The following is a 15,922-nucleotide window of genomic DNA, read 5'->3' on the forward strand; positions in this document are numbered from 1 at the left end:
CTTGGCCGGTCTGGGTCACCAGGTGACATGCAACGGTTCGCCCATCCACTTGTGGTAGAGGGTGGCGTAGCTCCACGGCACCTGGTCGACCAGGACGTCGACGGTCTTGCGCTGCACCAGCAGCGCCCAACGGTCCGTTTCCCGCTCCAGCCTGCCCTCCCGCTGCAGGAAGGTTTCGCGCAAGGCGGCGACGGAACTGTTCTTGATGATGGGCCAGTGGGCGATGACGGCGCCCAGCAGCCCGTCGCACAGCGCCAGGTCATCCGGGGTGGCATCCAGGGTCGGCCCGACCGGTGCGGCGGGATCCAGGCCGCAGAGCAGCTTGTTCAGGACCAGGTCCGGCTCCGGCCGATCCAGCCGGCCGTCGACCAGATATTGCAGCAGATGCACGGCCCGGGTGGATGGCTCCACACCGGAGACCCGCTTCCTGCCGTCCGGTCCCTCCGTCACCACGCCCAGGCGTTCCATGAACTGGGGCAGGAAGGGATTGAACAACACCAGGCCGGCATTGTGGATATGAAGGGGCATGTTCGCCGACGCCTTTTCCCCGCCGCTGGTGGACCGGGCCTGCCCGGCGGATGGCCGCGCTTCCACCGGGCGGGATGGGACGCTGGGCGGTGGGGGACGCAGCAAGGCCGCCAGGCCGGCGCGTCCGCCTTCGGCGGCCAGGAACCGGGCACGGGCCAGCAACTGCGCGGCGGCGGTGGAGTCTTCCTCCACCAGGCCGCGCACCATGACGTCGACGATGGCGCGGGGGGAGCGGTGGCCGGCTGGCGCCGCGGCCAGGGCCCGCAGCAGCAGGGCCCAGGGGCGGCGCGCCCCCACCCCCCCGGTGGCGCCCCGTGCCGCCGCCGGGCAGGTCTGTGGCCAGCTGACGCCCAGAACCTGCGTCGCCTGCAGCAGCAAACCGGCCAATGACGGCTCCAGCCGGGACAGCAGGCGGGCCAGCAACCGATCCGGCAGGTGGACGGCCCAGCGCACGCGCACCTCTTCCCGCGACAGCCCTTCGGCGAGGACGGTGTCCAGATCCGCATCGCCCGCCTCGATCAACCGGGTCAGCGTCTGGGCGAAATCCGCGGCGGCGGGATCGCCCCCCTCGTCGCGGCCGGCCAACCAGGCCAGCACCGTGGCGGTCGGGACGGTCAAGCCGGTCGGGGGGTGTGCCGCTGGCGGCGGGGGCGGCACCGTGTCGCCCTCCGCGGGCTGGCCGTTCAGCAGGCTGGCGATGCGGGCCAGGGTGCCCCCGTCGAGCGGGGAGCCGGCCGGCGAACGGCCGCCACCTCCCGGCAAGGTCGTGTCCGCCGCCAGCACCTGCGGGGCCAGCCGCAGCAGCAGCTGGCGGGTCGCGCGCACCGGCAGGGCGGCCACCACCCGTCGCAGACGTCGAACCACCGTGGCGGTATCGATGGCCTGGAACAGGGCCAACAGGGCGTTGAGCGGCAAATCGGCCAGGACTTGCGCCAACGTGTCGCCATCCGGCGTGGTGTCCGGCGTGTCGTCGCCGTCCAGCCAGTCGCGCAGCGCCGCCAGCCGATCGAGGGCGCTCCAAAGCGGTTCCGCCGTGGGAACCGGGGGCAGGGGGCGCCCATCGACCAGGGCGGCCAGCAACGCCGTGGCGGCATCCTGCCCCTGCGCCCCGCCCCCCGCCACCCACCGGGCCACGTCGCCCCCCCGGTCGGGCATGAGGATGTGGGCCAGTTCTTCCGGTGCCAGCCAGGCGAAAAGATCGCAGGTCAGGCTTGGGGCGGCGCCATCGGTTTGGTGGTCGCGCAGCAGCCGGGCCAGTTCGGCCGGATGCCGATGGGCCAGGGTGGCCAGCGCCGCGCCGTCCGCCGGTGACCCGCCGCCGCGCAGAAACGCCACCGCCCGCCGCGCCAGCGCCGCCAGGTCGCCGCCGCCGGGTCCGCGATCCGCCCAATCCGGCGGGGTGCTGGCGGATATGGACGCTCCGCCCAAGCCGGGCGTCTTCCCGTCCGCTGGCCGGCGGCCCTCCTCGGCCAGCAACTCCGCCAGCACCGCCGTCAGGGAACCGCCCAACGGGTGGTGGCGGCTTACCCGCCGCACGGCCTGGCCCATCAGCGCCAGCAGCGCCCGGAACTCCACGCCTTCCCGCTCCGCCAAGCCGCTCAGCAGGGTCCGAAGATAGCTGCGACGGTTGAACTGCGTGCCCGCGTCCCGGGCCAGGAACTCAAGGGTCAGCAACCACAGCAGCGCCCCCAGATCGGCCGGCGGTCGCGGGGGCAGGGGCGTCTGCTGGTGCAGGTAGCCGACATCGGCCATCCAGGCGGCGATGACTGCGGCATCGGCCGGGGCCATGGCATCCAGCAGCCTCCGGAGGGCGGGTGGCGCCAGGTGCAGCACCAGCCGCTGCAGGGCGGCGCGGTCGCCCAGACGGCGGCGCAGCAGCAGGCCCAGGGCCAGCGGCTGCTCGGTGGCCAGGGTCGCCAGCAGGACGGAGGGGGGCGTGGCGTCGGTGTCGCCCCAGAAGGGATAGACGCCATCGGTGAGGTAGATGTCGGCCAGTTCCAGGTCGGCCGCCTGCCGCGACGCCATTCCGGGCGGTGAGGAGGGACCCGCCGCCGGATGCCGGGCCAAGAGGGGGACCAGCGCCTCCGTCAACGCCCGCTCCAGCGCCGCCAGGGCATCCTCCTCCAGCCGTTCGGGGGCGAGAACGCCCAAGTCCAGGTCCAGGCGGTCCAGCACCACGGTGCGGTCGGCAGGGGCCACGGCGGCGATGATCCGCGCCAGCACGGGCGGGACCAGATCCTGGGCCAGTCGGTCGACCCGGGCCCGCAGGTCCTGGGCCGTTTCCAAGTCTGGAACGCTCACGTCCAGGGCCAGGCGGCGCAGGCGGTGGACCGCGTCAATGGCCATGATGCCTCCCCCGCCCGTGCGCGGGTTCGTGGCGGGACTGCAGGAAGCGTTGCAGCCGCAGGCTGGCTTCCGCCCGTCGCGCCGGGTCGGCCTGGGTCAGGGCCCGGATCCAGTCGGTGTGATGCTCCCGGAAGCGCCGCATCCCCTCATGATCCAGGAACAGGCACTCCACCGCGATATGGGCGGGGGTGTTCTGGCGCACCACGGCTTCGGCCTTGCGGCGCCAGTCGGTGTCGCTTGCCTCATGGGGGGCCGCATGCAGCACCGCGGTGAGGCGGAAGCTGTAATAGCCGCCGTCGTCCTGGGTCAGCGGCTGGGCGTAGCGCAGCAGGGTGTGCTCCACCAGCGTCAGGCGACGGCGAAATCCCACGGCGCGCAGCAGGTGGTGGGTGGTCACCACGGCGATGCTGACGCTGGTGTGTTCACCGATCACCCACCAGCGGCCGTTGGCATCGCGGCAGACGACCACGACCGTCTTGGACCAATAGCCGATCCGGTAGCGGGAGGCGTCCGCCATGACATCCAGCAGCGGTTCCGCCACCCGGTGCCCCGCCAGGGGATGCCCGGCGGCGACCGGCCCGGCATCGGACTGTCTCCCGCCGGCCTGGGGCGCCAGGGTTTCTTCCGGCAGGTCCTCCAGGAAGCGCGCCAGGGGCAGGAAGCGCTCTTCCACCTCCACCTGCTGGTCCGCGTCCACCAGGCGCCCGAAGGTGGCGCGGTCGGGCTCGCTCACCGGTGTCGCGTCCTGCCCATAGTCCCCGATGGCCGACAGGCTGACGAGGTCCAGTTCGATACGGGTGCGGATTTCCATGCCGGCCCCCCCGGCGTGGCGGGCCGGATGGCGATAATCGAACCCCCGGTTCCGGTCCGCCGTCGCCCGTACCATCCGCCGCAGCAGGGCGCGTTGGGCCCGCACCAGCATGCCGTAGGCCACGCCGTCATCCTCCGATCGGCCGCTGTTGGCGGGGGGTATCAGACGCTCGGCGTAAAGCGACAGCAGGAAGCCAAGGAAGCCCGACTGACGTTGGGCCACCGGATCCACCGACGCGACGATGTCCGCCAAGCCCGTCTCATAGCCGGTCCGCAAGAGGGGCTCCACGTCCGGCACGATCCCGCGCAGGCTCTGCCAGGCATAGGTGGCGTCGCCGCCGGCCTTCGGGCTGAACAGGTCCCGGATCAGGCCCAACTGGCTGAAATAGTCGGCCATCAACTGGTCGAAGGGCATGAGGTAGCCCTTGAATTGCCGCGCTTGCCCCCGGCGTGGTGGCGGGGAATGGGCCGGCAGGCCATAGGCGTTGACGCCATAGACGTTGGGGAACTGGTCCTGGACGGAGGTGTAGGCCGCGAGGTCGCGGCGCAAGGCGGGTGGCGGACCATAATCCTCCCGGTATTCCGCCCACAAATCGTAGGTGCGCCGCTGCTCGTCCCACAGGCGGTTCAGCCGGCGCTGCACCTTGTCGGGATCCGGGCGGCAAACGCCGTTGGCGTTGACCAGGCGGATGGGGAACTTGCCCGCCACCGTGCCGGTGAACAAGCGCAGCAGGCTGTCTTCGGGAACCGCGATGACATCGTCCTCACCATAGCTTTGCTCCGCCCCGGCCACGCGGACCGTCAGGTCCTGGACCAGGGTCACCCCCGGCAGGGCGGCCATGACCTGCAAAAGATCGGCGACGGCGACGCTGGTGGGCAGCGGTTGCAACTGGTCGGAATCGATCAGGCCCCGGACCATCAGGGGGCCGTCGAAGATGTCGCTGGTGGTCCTGCCCGCGGCGTACCGCTTCAGCGTTTGGCGCTTGGGCTCCGGCGCCAACCGCAGGCCCAGGGCGAACAGCAACTCGGCCTGGACCTGCGCGGGATCGGCCTCGTTGGCGATCAGGACGGTGGCGCTGACCTCCGTCGGCACCCGTGACAGGACCCCGATCCGCCCCACATCCTCGCACAGCGCGCGGTGGGCGGCATATCGGTCCAGCACCCGCGTGACCTCGCGGGCGACCGGCCGCCGATCGGTGGCGCAGTCGCAATCCTCATCCGCGGTCAGGTAAAGCTGGATATCGTACAGGCCCGCGACACCCTCCGCCTGGTCCGGTGTCAGGGGCGTGAACCAGACATTGGCCACATGCGGCACCCGGTCCAGCACCAGCCGGCGCAGGTCGTCCACCGTCACCGGATTGGTGGGCAAGGCGGCATAGGCGGGGTACAGCGCCTGGCGCCACAGGTTCACCTGGCCGCTGCGCGGATCCGCCAGCAGGTCGGCGATAGGATAGAGGGCGCGGTAGGACAGCTCCGTCAGGGAGAAGCATAGCTGCTCCAGCGTCGTCACCCCGGGATCGGAGAAGTTGTAGTCCGTCCAGATTCGGCCCGACAGGCGCTGCGTCAGGCGCACCCCCTCTTCCCGCAGGGCGACGTAATCCAGGCCGTCGTCCGGCAGGGGCCCGGTGGGCAGGGTAGCGGGCAGGGTGGCGGGCGTATCGCTCATGGGGCGATCCCCGAACCGGCGCCGGCACCGGAACTTGGGGCGCTGGCGGCCGATGGCCGTGTGGCCGCCACCGTTCCCGTCACCTCATGCTGGGCGGCGGAGGTGAGATAGTGGCAGGCGGCCAACAACTCCGGCGCGTCGTGGCTCAGCGACAGCGTCAGGATTTCCAGGACATAGGGCCGGTGGCGGATGAAGGTCGCGATGGCGGGCTTGGTCCAATAGGCCTCGGGTCGCGGCCCCAGGCCCATGGCCGGCCAGGGCGACAACCAGGCCACCAGGTCGGCGTCCAGCCGGTCGCCCAGTTCCGCCACGGTGCCGACGTCACGGAAGACGACGCTGGCCGTCACCGTCAGGCGGACATAGGGCGGGTTTTCGACAGCCAGGGTGATGAAGGGGCTGATGCGCGATTGGACCGTGTCCCGCACGGAGGCCAGCACCGCGTCCGTCGCCATGGGGGTGGTGGCGTCGGTGACGTCCGGCATGCTCGGACCGGCCACCAGCACCAGCCGAACCGCGCCGGGGGGCGGCCGGTCGGCCCCGTCGCCGGGCGTGACCACCGCCACCTGCCACAGGGTGGGATAGTCGGCCAGCACCAGCCGGGCGTAGTCCCAGGCCTGCACGCCGCGGTTCTTATGACGCAGGCGCTCCGCCATCCAGACGTGGAAGGGGCGTCCCACCGCCTTGGACCGCCCGCCGGTGGAGGGCAGGGGCTGGTCGATCGTGGCGATGCCGTCCAGGGTCGGATCGCTGGTGGTGATGGTGCCGGCGGGAAGCGGCGTGTCCAGGGTCTCGGCCCCGCCGGGCCCGATCCAGTCCGCCACCAGGGCATTGGGCACCAGTCCCGCCAGCAGGGGGAAGGCGTCGGCCTGCTGCTGCACGCTGGCGCGGAGCCAGGCCAGGCCCTGTCCACCAGGTGCCAAGGTCGCCGTGCCCAGGGTGACGATGCCGGTGTAGCGCAAACCGTCCGTGTCATCGCCCCGCAGGCCATCGGGCGGCGTCAGGTCTATCCAACTCGCCCCATTGGAGCCGTCGCTGGCCATGGCCCATGTCACGGGCGGTGTTTCCGTTCCCCGGTCCACGAGGGCGCTGGTCAGTTGCGCCAGCAAGGTCAGCACCGGAACCTCACCGGCGGCGACGCCCGTCAGGCCGATATAGAGGGCGCCGTCCTGGTCGATGGGGGCCAGCAGCGGGGCGGTCGCCCCCTCGTTCCAAACGACCGCCGTCGTGCCGCTGAAGGGAACCAGGTGGTAGTAGGTGGTACCGATGCCGCCCGGCACGGTATCGGCGGCGGTGTAGGACAGTGAAACCTGGGCGGCCGAGGGCAGCCATGGCTGGTTGGGATAATACTGGTCGGGGCTGGAACCCTCGCAGGCGGTGATGCAGGCCTGCATGCTGTCGGAATAGGGCTGGGTCAGGCTGGTCTTGGCGGATGTCAGGCTGGAGGCCAGCTTGGGACGGGCGACGGCCGGGGCCTGGTCGCCGCTGGCGGCGACCGTGTCGGAAACCTGCTTCGCCGCGTCCAGCAGGGCTTGGGCCTGGGGGCCGGCGGTGGCCCCGGCGGCGCTCAGCGCGGCGCCGTTGGCGGCCAGCCAGGTGCGCAGGGCATCGCATACGTCGGCGGAACTGGGGTTGGCCGGCTTGCTGAACAGGCCGAGCAGGCCGCCGCGTTGCGCCCCGCCCGCCTGCTTCAGCGCCGTCTCCAGGCTGCTCTGCCAAGTGGCCGCCTGGTCGGGGGGGAGTGTGGCGAAGTCGGAGTCCAGCAGGGTCACCGCCGTTCCGGCCAGGCCCGACAGCGCCTGGTCAAGCGAACTTGATACCGCGTCGGTGTAGTCATCGTCGCTGGCGGTGGCGTTGGCGCGCTCCACCGGGGTGAACAGGCCGGCGGCGGCGGCCACTTTGCCCAGTCCGGCGTTCTGCCGGGCGCATTCCTCCTCGCAGGCCGACGCGTCCGGCAGCTCGCGCAGGGCGGCGGCCATGACGTTGCTGGCGTACAGGGTGTCGCCGAAGGCGTAGGTGGGATCCGTCAGCGTCAGGCATAGGGCGCCGGTGGCCGGATCGTAGGAGGCGGGAGGAACATCCTGGCTGACCGGCAGGCCGGCGAAGACGCTGGCGGGCAGCACGGGTTCCGCCGGATCGGGTATGTCATCCCCGTCTTCGGTGCGGAACAGGTAGGTGACGGCGCTGCTTGAGCTGCCGGTGGCGGTCGCCAGGGTCCACCAGCCGGGGTCCGCCACGGTGAAGGCCGCCAGGAAGGACTGGTTGGTGAACAACGTCCCGGGCGGCAGCTCGTTCCCATCGGGATCGACCACGTAACCCTGGTAATATCCCCGGAAGCCGGTGCTGGTTTGCGGCAGGCCGTACCAGTCAACCCGGACATCCAGGCTGTCCAGCCGCTTCACGAACAACTCGGTGGCGGTCATCTCCAGCGCGGCACCCTGCACCGGCGGCGACCCGAACAGGGCGAAGGGGGTGGACGGATCGATGGGCCCGTTGGGGCCGGACAGGGTGAGGTTGGTGAACCCCTCGACCGCCGCCGCCACCGAGACGCGGGTGAGATCCAGGGCCGACAGCAGGGCGTAAGGGTAGACTTGCGCCGTGCCGGCCCCGCCCTCCACCGCCACCGGCGTCTGGTCGAACACCGCCAGCAGGGTCGGCACCGTCGTCGTCGGCACCGGGGTGGCCGGTGTCGGCGGCACCGCGTCCTTTGAAGCCGGGGTGGTCGCCAGCGCCACCAGCGGGTCGGCCTGGGTGCCCAGGGTGAAGCCTAGCGTGTAGGTGGTGCGCCCGGTGGCGCCGGTCGGCGACAAATCCCAGGCCATCCCATACCAGGCGCTGCCGCCACCGCCGCCCGGCGTGCCTACACCCGGCGGCAGGACGGCGAAGTCCGGCACCGCCACCCAGCCCCCGCCGGTGGAGTAATAGAGCGCCAGCGATTGGCGCAGGACTTGCGCCAGCACGGCGGCGGGATCGTCGATACCGGCCTGGGCGGCGATGGCGTCCAGCGCGGGTTGCACGGCCGCCAGGCTCTCCGCCGTGAAGTCCAGGGCCAGGCCCACCGCGCGTTCCCCCGCGGTCAGCATCAGCGTCTCGCTGGCGACGGCGAAGCCCAGGGTGGCGGCGGTGGTGGTCAGCACACCCACCGTGCTGGGCACCGTGTCGCCGAAGAGGGGGAAGGGGGTGGTGATGGCGGGCGCTTGCGCGGACAAGGCCACGGTGCCGCTGTACACCCCCGTCTTTTGGCCGGGGCCGCCCTCTTCGGCGGCGGCGTGGGCGATCCGCAGGGTGCGCAGGGTCGTTACGGACACCCCCATGGCGGCCAGCGGGGTGGTCGCGGCATAGGTGATGGCCTGGCCGGACGCGTCGGTGCCGGCGGGAAAATGTGTCCCCGCCGGCACATCGGCTTCCGTCGTTCCCTGGTCCGTGGTGAAGGTGAGATACAGCTGGTCCGGCACCGCCTCCCGGTCCCGCTGGCGCAGCACCTGCCCATCGTAGAAATCGACCAACCGGTCCGCCGTCCGGTTCACCGTGCGCTGCGCGTGCCGGAACAGGGTGGCGAAGGCGATGTACAGGGCGGCCTGGGGGGCATGCGCCTGGGAATTCAGTGATTCCTCCAGCGCGTCGGCCGCCTCGGCGGCGACGCGTTCCAGCGTCGCGGAAAGAAGGTCGATCAGCGCTTCCAGCACTGTCGCCAGGGTATTCTGCCAGTCCCGGTCCGCTGGCCATCGATTGCGGCCCTGGTCCGCCCCGTTCTTCGCGAAAGGCTTTCCACCGGCATGCCAGGCGCCGGACAGGTGGTGGAAGGCCCCATCCATTCCCAGGCCGCCCGCGGCGAGGTGGTGGGACAGCCTGCCCAGGGCCGGCGCCAGCGCGGTGCGGATTTCGCGCTGGATGGTGCGCGCCAGGATGCCCTCCGCCCAGGGGGTGCCCTGGCCGTGATCCAGCATCGCCGCCAGCCGCGCGACCCGGTCCAACAGCCGCCGGAGGGGTGGGTGGCACCGCTCATGATCGTGATGGCGGTGGATCTCGTGGATGTCGCGGCGCGATTGACCGTGGATGTCCTCCACGTCCAAGCCGGACAGCACCGCCAGGGCGATGGCGGGGTCGGAGGCGAAGAAAGCCGTCCAGTCGCCGTCCACAGCGTCGTTCAGGTCGTAGAAATTGATGAGCGCCCCGTATTCCGCCGAAAACGCCAGAAGCTGGCTCAGCGTCCGCCCGTCGACGGGTGCCTGGCCCGGCGCCGGCCCTTGCAGAAGCCGGTCCAGCTGGCTGGCGGCCGTGTTGAGGACAGGGCCCGGCCTGGTGCCGGAGGCGTGTGCCATCGCCGCCTCACGGCGACGGAGGCGTCAGCGTCGCCTCCAGCAGATAGAAGGGATAGACAAGGTTGCTGCGCACATTGGTTTGACGCACCACGAAATCGATGCTGATTTGGGCCAATCCCTGCCGGGGATCGATTTCCGCGACCTCGATGCGCTCCGCGTCGATGCGCGGTTCCCATTCCAGGATGGCGCGCGCCAGCATATCCCGGATCTGGTTCGCGTGGGTGTTGGTCAGGTTGGTGAACACCTTCTGCCACAGCGAGCAGCCGTAGGTGGCCAGCATCAGCCGCTCCCCCAGGCTGGTGGACATCAGGATCCACAGGCTTTCCTTGATGTCCTGAACCCCTGAACTCATGACCACGGTGGCGGAGGTGCGATCGAAGGTGGGGGGGAAGGACCAGCCGGTGCCCAGGAAGGCGGCGTCATCGGTGTAGACCATCGCCTAGCCTCCGATCATGACGGTGGGCAGGCCGAGGACGATGCTGCCGCCGTGGGCCGTGCTGTCCCCCATGCGGGCTGCGGGCATGCCTTCGACCAGGACCGTGGACGATCCCTTGACGATGCTGTCCGGGGGGCCGACGCAGACCAGCATGTCCCCCACCTTGGCGGCGGGCAGGCCGCCGATCAGCACGGTCGGCGCGCCGGGGCCGGCCACCGGGCCGCCGACATGGGGGATGGGCGGTACCCCCGGCGTCACCAGGGGGCAGGTGTGCATGTCGGTCAGTCGGGCGGCGGGCGGCATGGGTTCGCTGTCCTTCCCGTCAATTGATCTTCACCAGGGAACCCTGGATGGTCAGCATGCCCGACGATACCAGCTTGGCCTCGCCACTGCCCTGGGCGCTGAAGGTGGACGACGCGCTCTGCTTGATCTGCAGGCCCTCAACCGACACCGTCGCATTGGATTTCAGTGACAGGTTGCCCTGGGCGCTGATGGCGATATCGCCCTTCGCGTTCAGGGTCAGCTTGGCGGCGCTGTCCACCGTCACCCCGGCGGCGGCCATGGTGATGGTGTTGCCGTTCAGATCGGCCACCGTCACCGTCTTGGCATCGTCATCCAAGCGCACCTTCTGGCCACCGGGCGTGCTGATCTCCACCGCCTTCTTGTCCTCGAAGAAGTCGATGCGCAGCTTGGACCGGGTGACGATGGTCTTCTGGTTGTTCTCGGCGTCGGGGGTGATGGGCGGGGGATTTTTCTTGCTGTACAGGCTGCCGACGATGACGGGGAAACGGGGGTCGTCATTCATGAACGCCACCACCACCTCTTCCCCGACCTCCGGATAGAACACGGCGCCGATGGCGTTGTAGGCGTAGAAGGAGCCCAGCCGCGCCCACACCCCCAAGCTGCCGCCCGCCTGAAGCAGGGGCAGCTGGACGTAGACGCGGAATTCGCCGTCCGGATCCTGGGCGACCTTCTGCACCAGCCCGGTTTGCAGGTTGGATACCGGCGGCAGCTGGCCCGAGGCCCCCGGCGCCGGAATGTCGGGCGTCACCGCCGTGAACCAATCCGGCGACAGGCCCAACCCCAGGGTGGTGCGCCACAGGCCATCCGTCACGGCGTGGTGCACGTCCGAGACGTAATAGTCGCCATTGAAGCGGCCGCCCAGCCCGGCCATCGTCACCACGCCCCCGGTCTTGGCCAGGGTGCTGCCCAGGAAGGTCGCGGTGCCGCGCAGCTTTGCCAGCTTGCTTTTCAGCAGATCGGCCGACGACCAGGTCGTCAGGTCGGCAGTGGGCAGGGTGCCGCCGGTCTGCTGGGGGAACTGCGTGATGTTGAACACCTTCGCCAACTGGTCGGAGGAGATGTTGCCCGGTTCGCTGACCGACGCGCTGGCCTGCCCCGACTTGGCCAGCGCCTGGGTCGCCGGGTCCCAGGCGAAACTTTGAATGGCGCTGGGGGTGTATTGCGTGGCGGCGTCCATCGTCCCGTCGAAATCCATCAGGGAGTCGCCGAAGGTCACCGTCAGGGAGGGGGACTGGCTGGTATCGGGCGGGGCCACGGTGACGGTGTCCCCATCGGCGATGACCACCATGCCGTTCAACTGCGCGCGCACCACCATCAGGTCCCAGTCGCTGCAATAGTACTGGACCAGGGATTCCTGGGTGGTCGTGGTGGCGGTCACCGCCGGCGTCAGGCCGGCGTTGCTGATCAACGAACTGATCAGCTGACTGTCGGTGACGTTCTCATAGATGGCGTTGCGCCGGGCCAGCGTCATCTTCATCGCCAGGTCGGTGGCCTCCACCACCAGGCGTGAGGGGCCGTTCATCGTCACTTCCAGACCCTGGCGGTACACCACGCCGGAGAAAACCCGCGTCTCCTGGCCGTCATAGCCCAGCGTAATGGATAGCGTGGCGCCGGGAATCAGCGCGGTGGAATCGGCGATGGGGAAATCTTCGGCCGCGGCGCTGCCGTCGTACAGCACCAGCCGCGCCTTGGGCAGCTTGTTCACCCCCGTCCAGACGTCGACGGAGACCACCTGCCAGGAGCTGTCGATGGCCGAGCCGTTGGCGGTGATGGTGAACGTGGCCAGCGCGCCGGCGACCTGCTGGGGCGAGGGGGCGGTCATGGCGCGGTTTTCGCCAACGGCGGGAACAGAAGCTGGGTGCCTGGAATCAACTGCTTGAATGTATTCAACTTATTGAACTCCGCCACCCGAAGGTAATGCAGGCTGCTGCCATATATCCTCTTGCACAATGTGGGCAGGGAGTCGCCGGCCACCACGGTCACGATGTGCGTCATGTCGGGTGAGCGCTTGTTGGCCTGCTTGGCGAGCTGGCTTTCGCTGGTGAAGCCCAGGAAACTGACGGACATGCGTGCCCGCAACGGCGTCCCGTCCGGCCGGAACAGCGTGTAGTTGATGTCCATGGACTGAAGGCGGCAACCGAACTGCAGCATCCCCCAGGACAGCATCACGTAATTGGGGCTGTGGATGTTGCCGTTGAATTTGAGGACCAGGGCCTTGAAGCCGTTCACCATGCTGGTGATGCCGTCCGCCGGGGCGTCCGCCTGCCCGGCCACCGGGCTGGGCACGACCCCGGTGGCGTCGAACACCAGTTCGAAAGCGACGCTGTCCGGGCCGCTGCGGTTGAAGTCCGGCGACGCGCCGTTGCTGCCCTGGGCCTGCCGGTCGTTGTAATAGATCGAATACTTGTAGCGGTAGGAGGCCGGGTTGATCCAGACGGTGTAGGGATCGCCCACCTGGGTGGTGAAGTTCTGGTCCGAATAGGCGGTGACGATCATTTTTTCCAGGCTGCCAGCCATCAGCGTGCCTCCTGTGCCTTCAGCGCCCGCAGCACCTCACGGACGCAACGCGCCACCACCTCGTCGACCTGGTTGGACGACAGGCCGGAGGGACCGTCACCGCCCCCCGTCGGTTGGGGGCCGGCCGCCGGCTGCACCGGCTGGCCGATGGCCAGACGGACGCCGATTTCGCTGATGTGCAAGGGCATGGTCCCTATCGCTCCCGCCGCCTAGCCGTTACCGCCGGCCAGGCTGCGCGTGACGTACGCGTATGAGAATTCCATCTGTTCGGTCAGAACCTCGTTCTTCAGGGAATCAAGCGGGCCGGCCATCCAGCGTACCGGCCAGGCCCGGTTGAAGTTCCATGTGACCAGCGGCGACTGGTCCGCGCCCAGCAACGACACCACCAGGGTTTGCGGCTGGATGGGGGCCGCCAGGGTGGAGCCCACGGTATCCGCCGCCCAGTTGGCCAGATAGGACGAGGCGGTGACGTATCCCCGCTTCAGGACCAGGTTGGCGTACTGGCCCTGTTTGGGAAGCCGGTGGCTGTACCGGTTCTCGCCGCCCTCCACCAGCGTCTCCACCTCCGTCTTCGCGTCCAGCCCCGACACCTCCTGGAAACTGGCGTCGGCGCTGCCGGACGGCTGTGACGCCGTCCCGCCGCTTCCCACGCTGACGGCGAAGAAGAACGCCGGTGCCGGATAATAGATGGCCGCTTTGGACATGGCCGGGATCAGGGCGCCGAGATCGTCAGGGTTTCGTAGGCGATCTCGACGCTTTCCACCGCGACCTCGTTGCCTTCCGACTTCAGGTCGGTGCCGGTGATCTTGGTGGGCCAGGCGTTGTTCAGCGTCCAAACCATCTTGGGCGCGGCGGTTTCATCCAGCAGGTTCACCACCACCGTTTGGCGTTGGATGGTGTTCATGGCGATCTGATTGAACCAATCCCACAGCGCCGTGTCGTTGACGAAGATGCCCTTGCGCATGGTCACGTTGCCGACCTTGCCCAGGCCGGGCATCTTGATCGGGTAGAAGCTGGGGCTGTCACCGTGCCGGTATTCGATGGGCCGCGCCTCGCTGTCCAGGCCCGTCACCTCCTGGAAGCTGACGGTATTGCTGCCGATCTGGACCGAAAAGTAGAATTTCGGCAACGGCCAAATGTTGTTTTGGGTCTCGCCGCTCACGGCTTCCTCCTTTCAAGTATCGGGACAAGGCGTTGTTATGAGCCCTGCATCATCTGCGTGAAGGTCAGCTCGATATATTCAGCCGGGTGGACCATCTGCAGTTTCACGGCGACGATCATGTAGCCGTTCAGCACGTCCTGCGACGTCATGGTCGAACCCAGGCCGCATTGCACCGTGAAGGCGTCCGACGCCTTGTCGCCCATCAGGCCACCCTGCTGCCAGAGGCTGGTCAGGAAGTTGGAGATCATGCTGGTCACCGTCACCCAGGTCTGGCCCACGTTGGGGGCGAAGACGAAGGGCTGGATGGCCTGCTTGATGGACTGTTCGACATAGATCAGCGTCCGGCGTACCTGGATGTAGCGATAGTCCTGGCTGTTACCGTCCAGGGTGCGGGCGCCCCAGACCACGGTGCCGCGCGACGGGAAATAACGCAGGATGCTGATGGAATTGCCGGAGAGTGGGACGTTGTAGTCCGCCTGCTGCGCGTCGGTCAGCACGACCTTGGGCGCCACCACCGATGCCACGCCGTAGTTGGCGGGGGCGTTCCAGACGCCGCGGGTTTGGTCGTTCAGGGTCCAGATGCCGGCCATGATGCCGCTGGGCGGGGCCACGTTCAGCTTGCCCAGCAGAATGTTCATCACATTGCTGAACAGGGGCAGGGCGTTCATCAGGTACTTGTTGGTCGAACTGATCTGGTCGGCGCTCAGGGTCAAGGGCACGCCGTCGGAGGGGAAGGCGGTGTCGACCTGGGTCAGGACCTGGGTCAGGCTGGGGCTGCCCACGGCGTACTGGCTGTTGGCCTGCGTCGTCAGCAGGTTGTTCATCAGGATGATGCCGTCATAGCCGCCGGAGGCGTTGGAGGTGCCGCCGTACAGGTTGGTGAAGTCGACGTCGCTGCTGGTCAGGACGGAAACCTCAAGCGCCGGTGCGTAGGCGGTGCCAAAGCTGTCGGCATCGGCGCTGGCGACATCGCTGATGGCCTGTTCGAAGGTCACCTGCGCCTGGGTCAGTCCGGCGGTGGTCCAGGTCGACGGCTCCAGGGCGCCCGGCAGGTCCAGGATGGCGACCCGGTCCTGCAGCGTGGCGCTGTCGCTGATCATCCGCGACACGATCTTGGCGTAGGGCGAGCCCGCGCCGGTGGTGATGGTGCCCGTGCTGGTGGTGGTGGTTTCGGTGGCGGTCAGCAGGCAGGCGTCCGGGATGACCAGCATGGTCGGGCCGGAAACGTTGTAGGCCACATCCAGCCCGGAATTGAGGTCGTCATAATTGACGGTCACCGGCTGCTCGGTGCTGCCGGGCACGACTTCCTGGGTGCCCCAGTAGTTGTTGACGGAGATGATATAGCACTTGCCGCCGCCATTGGCGTAGAACAGCCGGATCGCGTTGAACAGGTTGAACTGCGGCAGCGCGCTTTCCTGGAAGGTCACGCCGCTGGAGTCCGCCGTGGCCCCCTGGGTCACGACGTAGTTGTTCAGCACCACGCTCAGGTTGCTGGACGCCCCCAAATCCTCGGTGTAGCTGGCCTGGAAGTCATAGGTGGACTTGGTGGGCGTGCTGCCGCTGGTGCCGGTTCCGGGCGCCTCGGCCACGTAATACAGCGTATGGAAGCCGTAGCCGAAGGCGTTGTAGTAATCCGCCAGGGAGTTGATCTCCACCGCCTGCATGTAGGTGGGCTTGCCGCTGGTGTCCTTGGCGGTCTCGGTATAGCCGATGAAACAGGGGACGGCCGTGTCCACACCCACGATGGAATTGCCGAAGGCGGCCAACTCCGTGATGTAGATGCCGGGTGTTTTGCGGTTCAGGTAACCAGTGGCCATGCGTCGGTGCTCCTTGGC

At 68.8% G+C, this 15,922-nt stretch carries 11 protein-coding genes; all 11 read right to left on the reverse strand.

Going from position 1 to position 15,922, the window contains the following annotated elements; genetic code table 11:
• Positions 1 to 15: 15 nt before the first annotated feature.
• From FHS74_RS06430 to FHS74_RS06480, 11 genes are read right to left on the reverse strand one after another with little or no spacing between them, the layout of a single operon-like run.
• Positions 16 to 2,874, reverse strand: a complete 2,859-nt coding sequence (locus tag FHS74_RS06430; RefSeq protein ID WP_184798645.1) for a contractile injection system tape measure protein — start codon at positions 2,872 to 2,874, stop codon at positions 16 to 18.
• Positions 2,864 to 5,350 carry a hypothetical protein gene (locus FHS74_RS06435; protein ID WP_184798647.1) on the reverse strand — a complete coding sequence of 829 codons (2,487 nt, stop codon included), beginning with the start codon at positions 5,348 to 5,350 and terminating at the stop codon, positions 2,864 to 2,866. Before FHS74_RS06435 ends, FHS74_RS06430 begins: the two co-directional genes overlap by 11 nt.
• Positions 5,347 to 9,669: a hypothetical protein gene (locus FHS74_RS06440; RefSeq protein ID WP_184798649.1), complete on the reverse strand. Its 4,323-nt coding sequence runs from the start codon at positions 9,667 to 9,669 to the stop codon at positions 5,347 to 5,349. The genes FHS74_RS06435 and FHS74_RS06440 overlap by 4 nt, the downstream gene beginning before the upstream one ends.
• A 7-nt stretch (positions 9,670 to 9,676) precedes the next feature.
• Entirely contained in the window at positions 9,677 to 10,105 is a 429-nt protein-coding gene (locus FHS74_RS06445; RefSeq protein ID WP_184798651.1) for a GPW/gp25 family protein, read from the reverse strand.
• A 3-nt stretch (positions 10,106 to 10,108) separates the two neighbouring features.
• The gene (locus FHS74_RS06450) at positions 10,109 to 10,408 is read right to left on the reverse strand and encodes a PAAR domain-containing protein (RefSeq protein WP_184798653.1); all 300 of its coding nucleotides are present in this window, start codon (positions 10,406 to 10,408) and stop codon (positions 10,109 to 10,111) included.
• A gap of 19 nt (positions 10,409 to 10,427) precedes the next feature.
• Positions 10,428 to 12,230 carry a type VI secretion system tip protein VgrG gene (gene vgrG / locus FHS74_RS06455; protein WP_184798655.1) on the reverse strand — a complete coding sequence of 601 codons (1,803 nt, stop codon included), beginning with the start codon at positions 12,228 to 12,230 and terminating at the stop codon, positions 10,428 to 10,430.
• Positions 12,227 to 12,925 carry a CIS tube protein gene (locus FHS74_RS06460; RefSeq protein WP_184798657.1) on the reverse strand — a complete coding sequence of 233 codons (699 nt, stop codon included), beginning with the start codon at positions 12,923 to 12,925 and terminating at the stop codon, positions 12,227 to 12,229. The genes vgrG and FHS74_RS06460 overlap by 4 nt, the downstream gene beginning before the upstream one ends.
• Positions 12,925 to 13,113 (reverse strand): DUF5908 family protein, encoded by a 189-nt coding sequence (locus FHS74_RS06465; protein WP_184798659.1) that lies wholly within the window; start codon positions 13,111 to 13,113, stop codon positions 12,925 to 12,927. The genes FHS74_RS06460 and FHS74_RS06465 overlap by 1 nt, the downstream gene beginning before the upstream one ends.
• Before the next feature lie 21 nt (positions 13,114 to 13,134).
• Positions 13,135 to 13,629: a phage tail protein gene (locus tag FHS74_RS06470; RefSeq protein ID WP_184798661.1), complete on the reverse strand. Its 495-nt coding sequence runs from the start codon at positions 13,627 to 13,629 to the stop codon at positions 13,135 to 13,137.
• Between the two features lie 8 nt (positions 13,630 to 13,637).
• Positions 13,638 to 14,087 (reverse strand): phage tail protein, encoded by a 450-nt coding sequence (locus FHS74_RS06475; protein WP_184798663.1) that lies wholly within the window; start codon positions 14,085 to 14,087, stop codon positions 13,638 to 13,640.
• 35 nt (positions 14,088 to 14,122) lie between these two features.
• Entirely contained in the window at positions 14,123 to 15,904 is a 1,782-nt protein-coding gene (locus FHS74_RS06480; protein WP_184798665.1) for a phage tail sheath family protein, read from the reverse strand.
• Positions 15,905 to 15,922: the final 18 nt, after the last annotated feature.

It is taken from the genome of Nitrospirillum iridis, assembly GCF_014205765.1.
GTDB lineage: Bacteria > Pseudomonadota > Alphaproteobacteria > Azospirillales > Azospirillaceae > Nitrospirillum > Nitrospirillum iridis.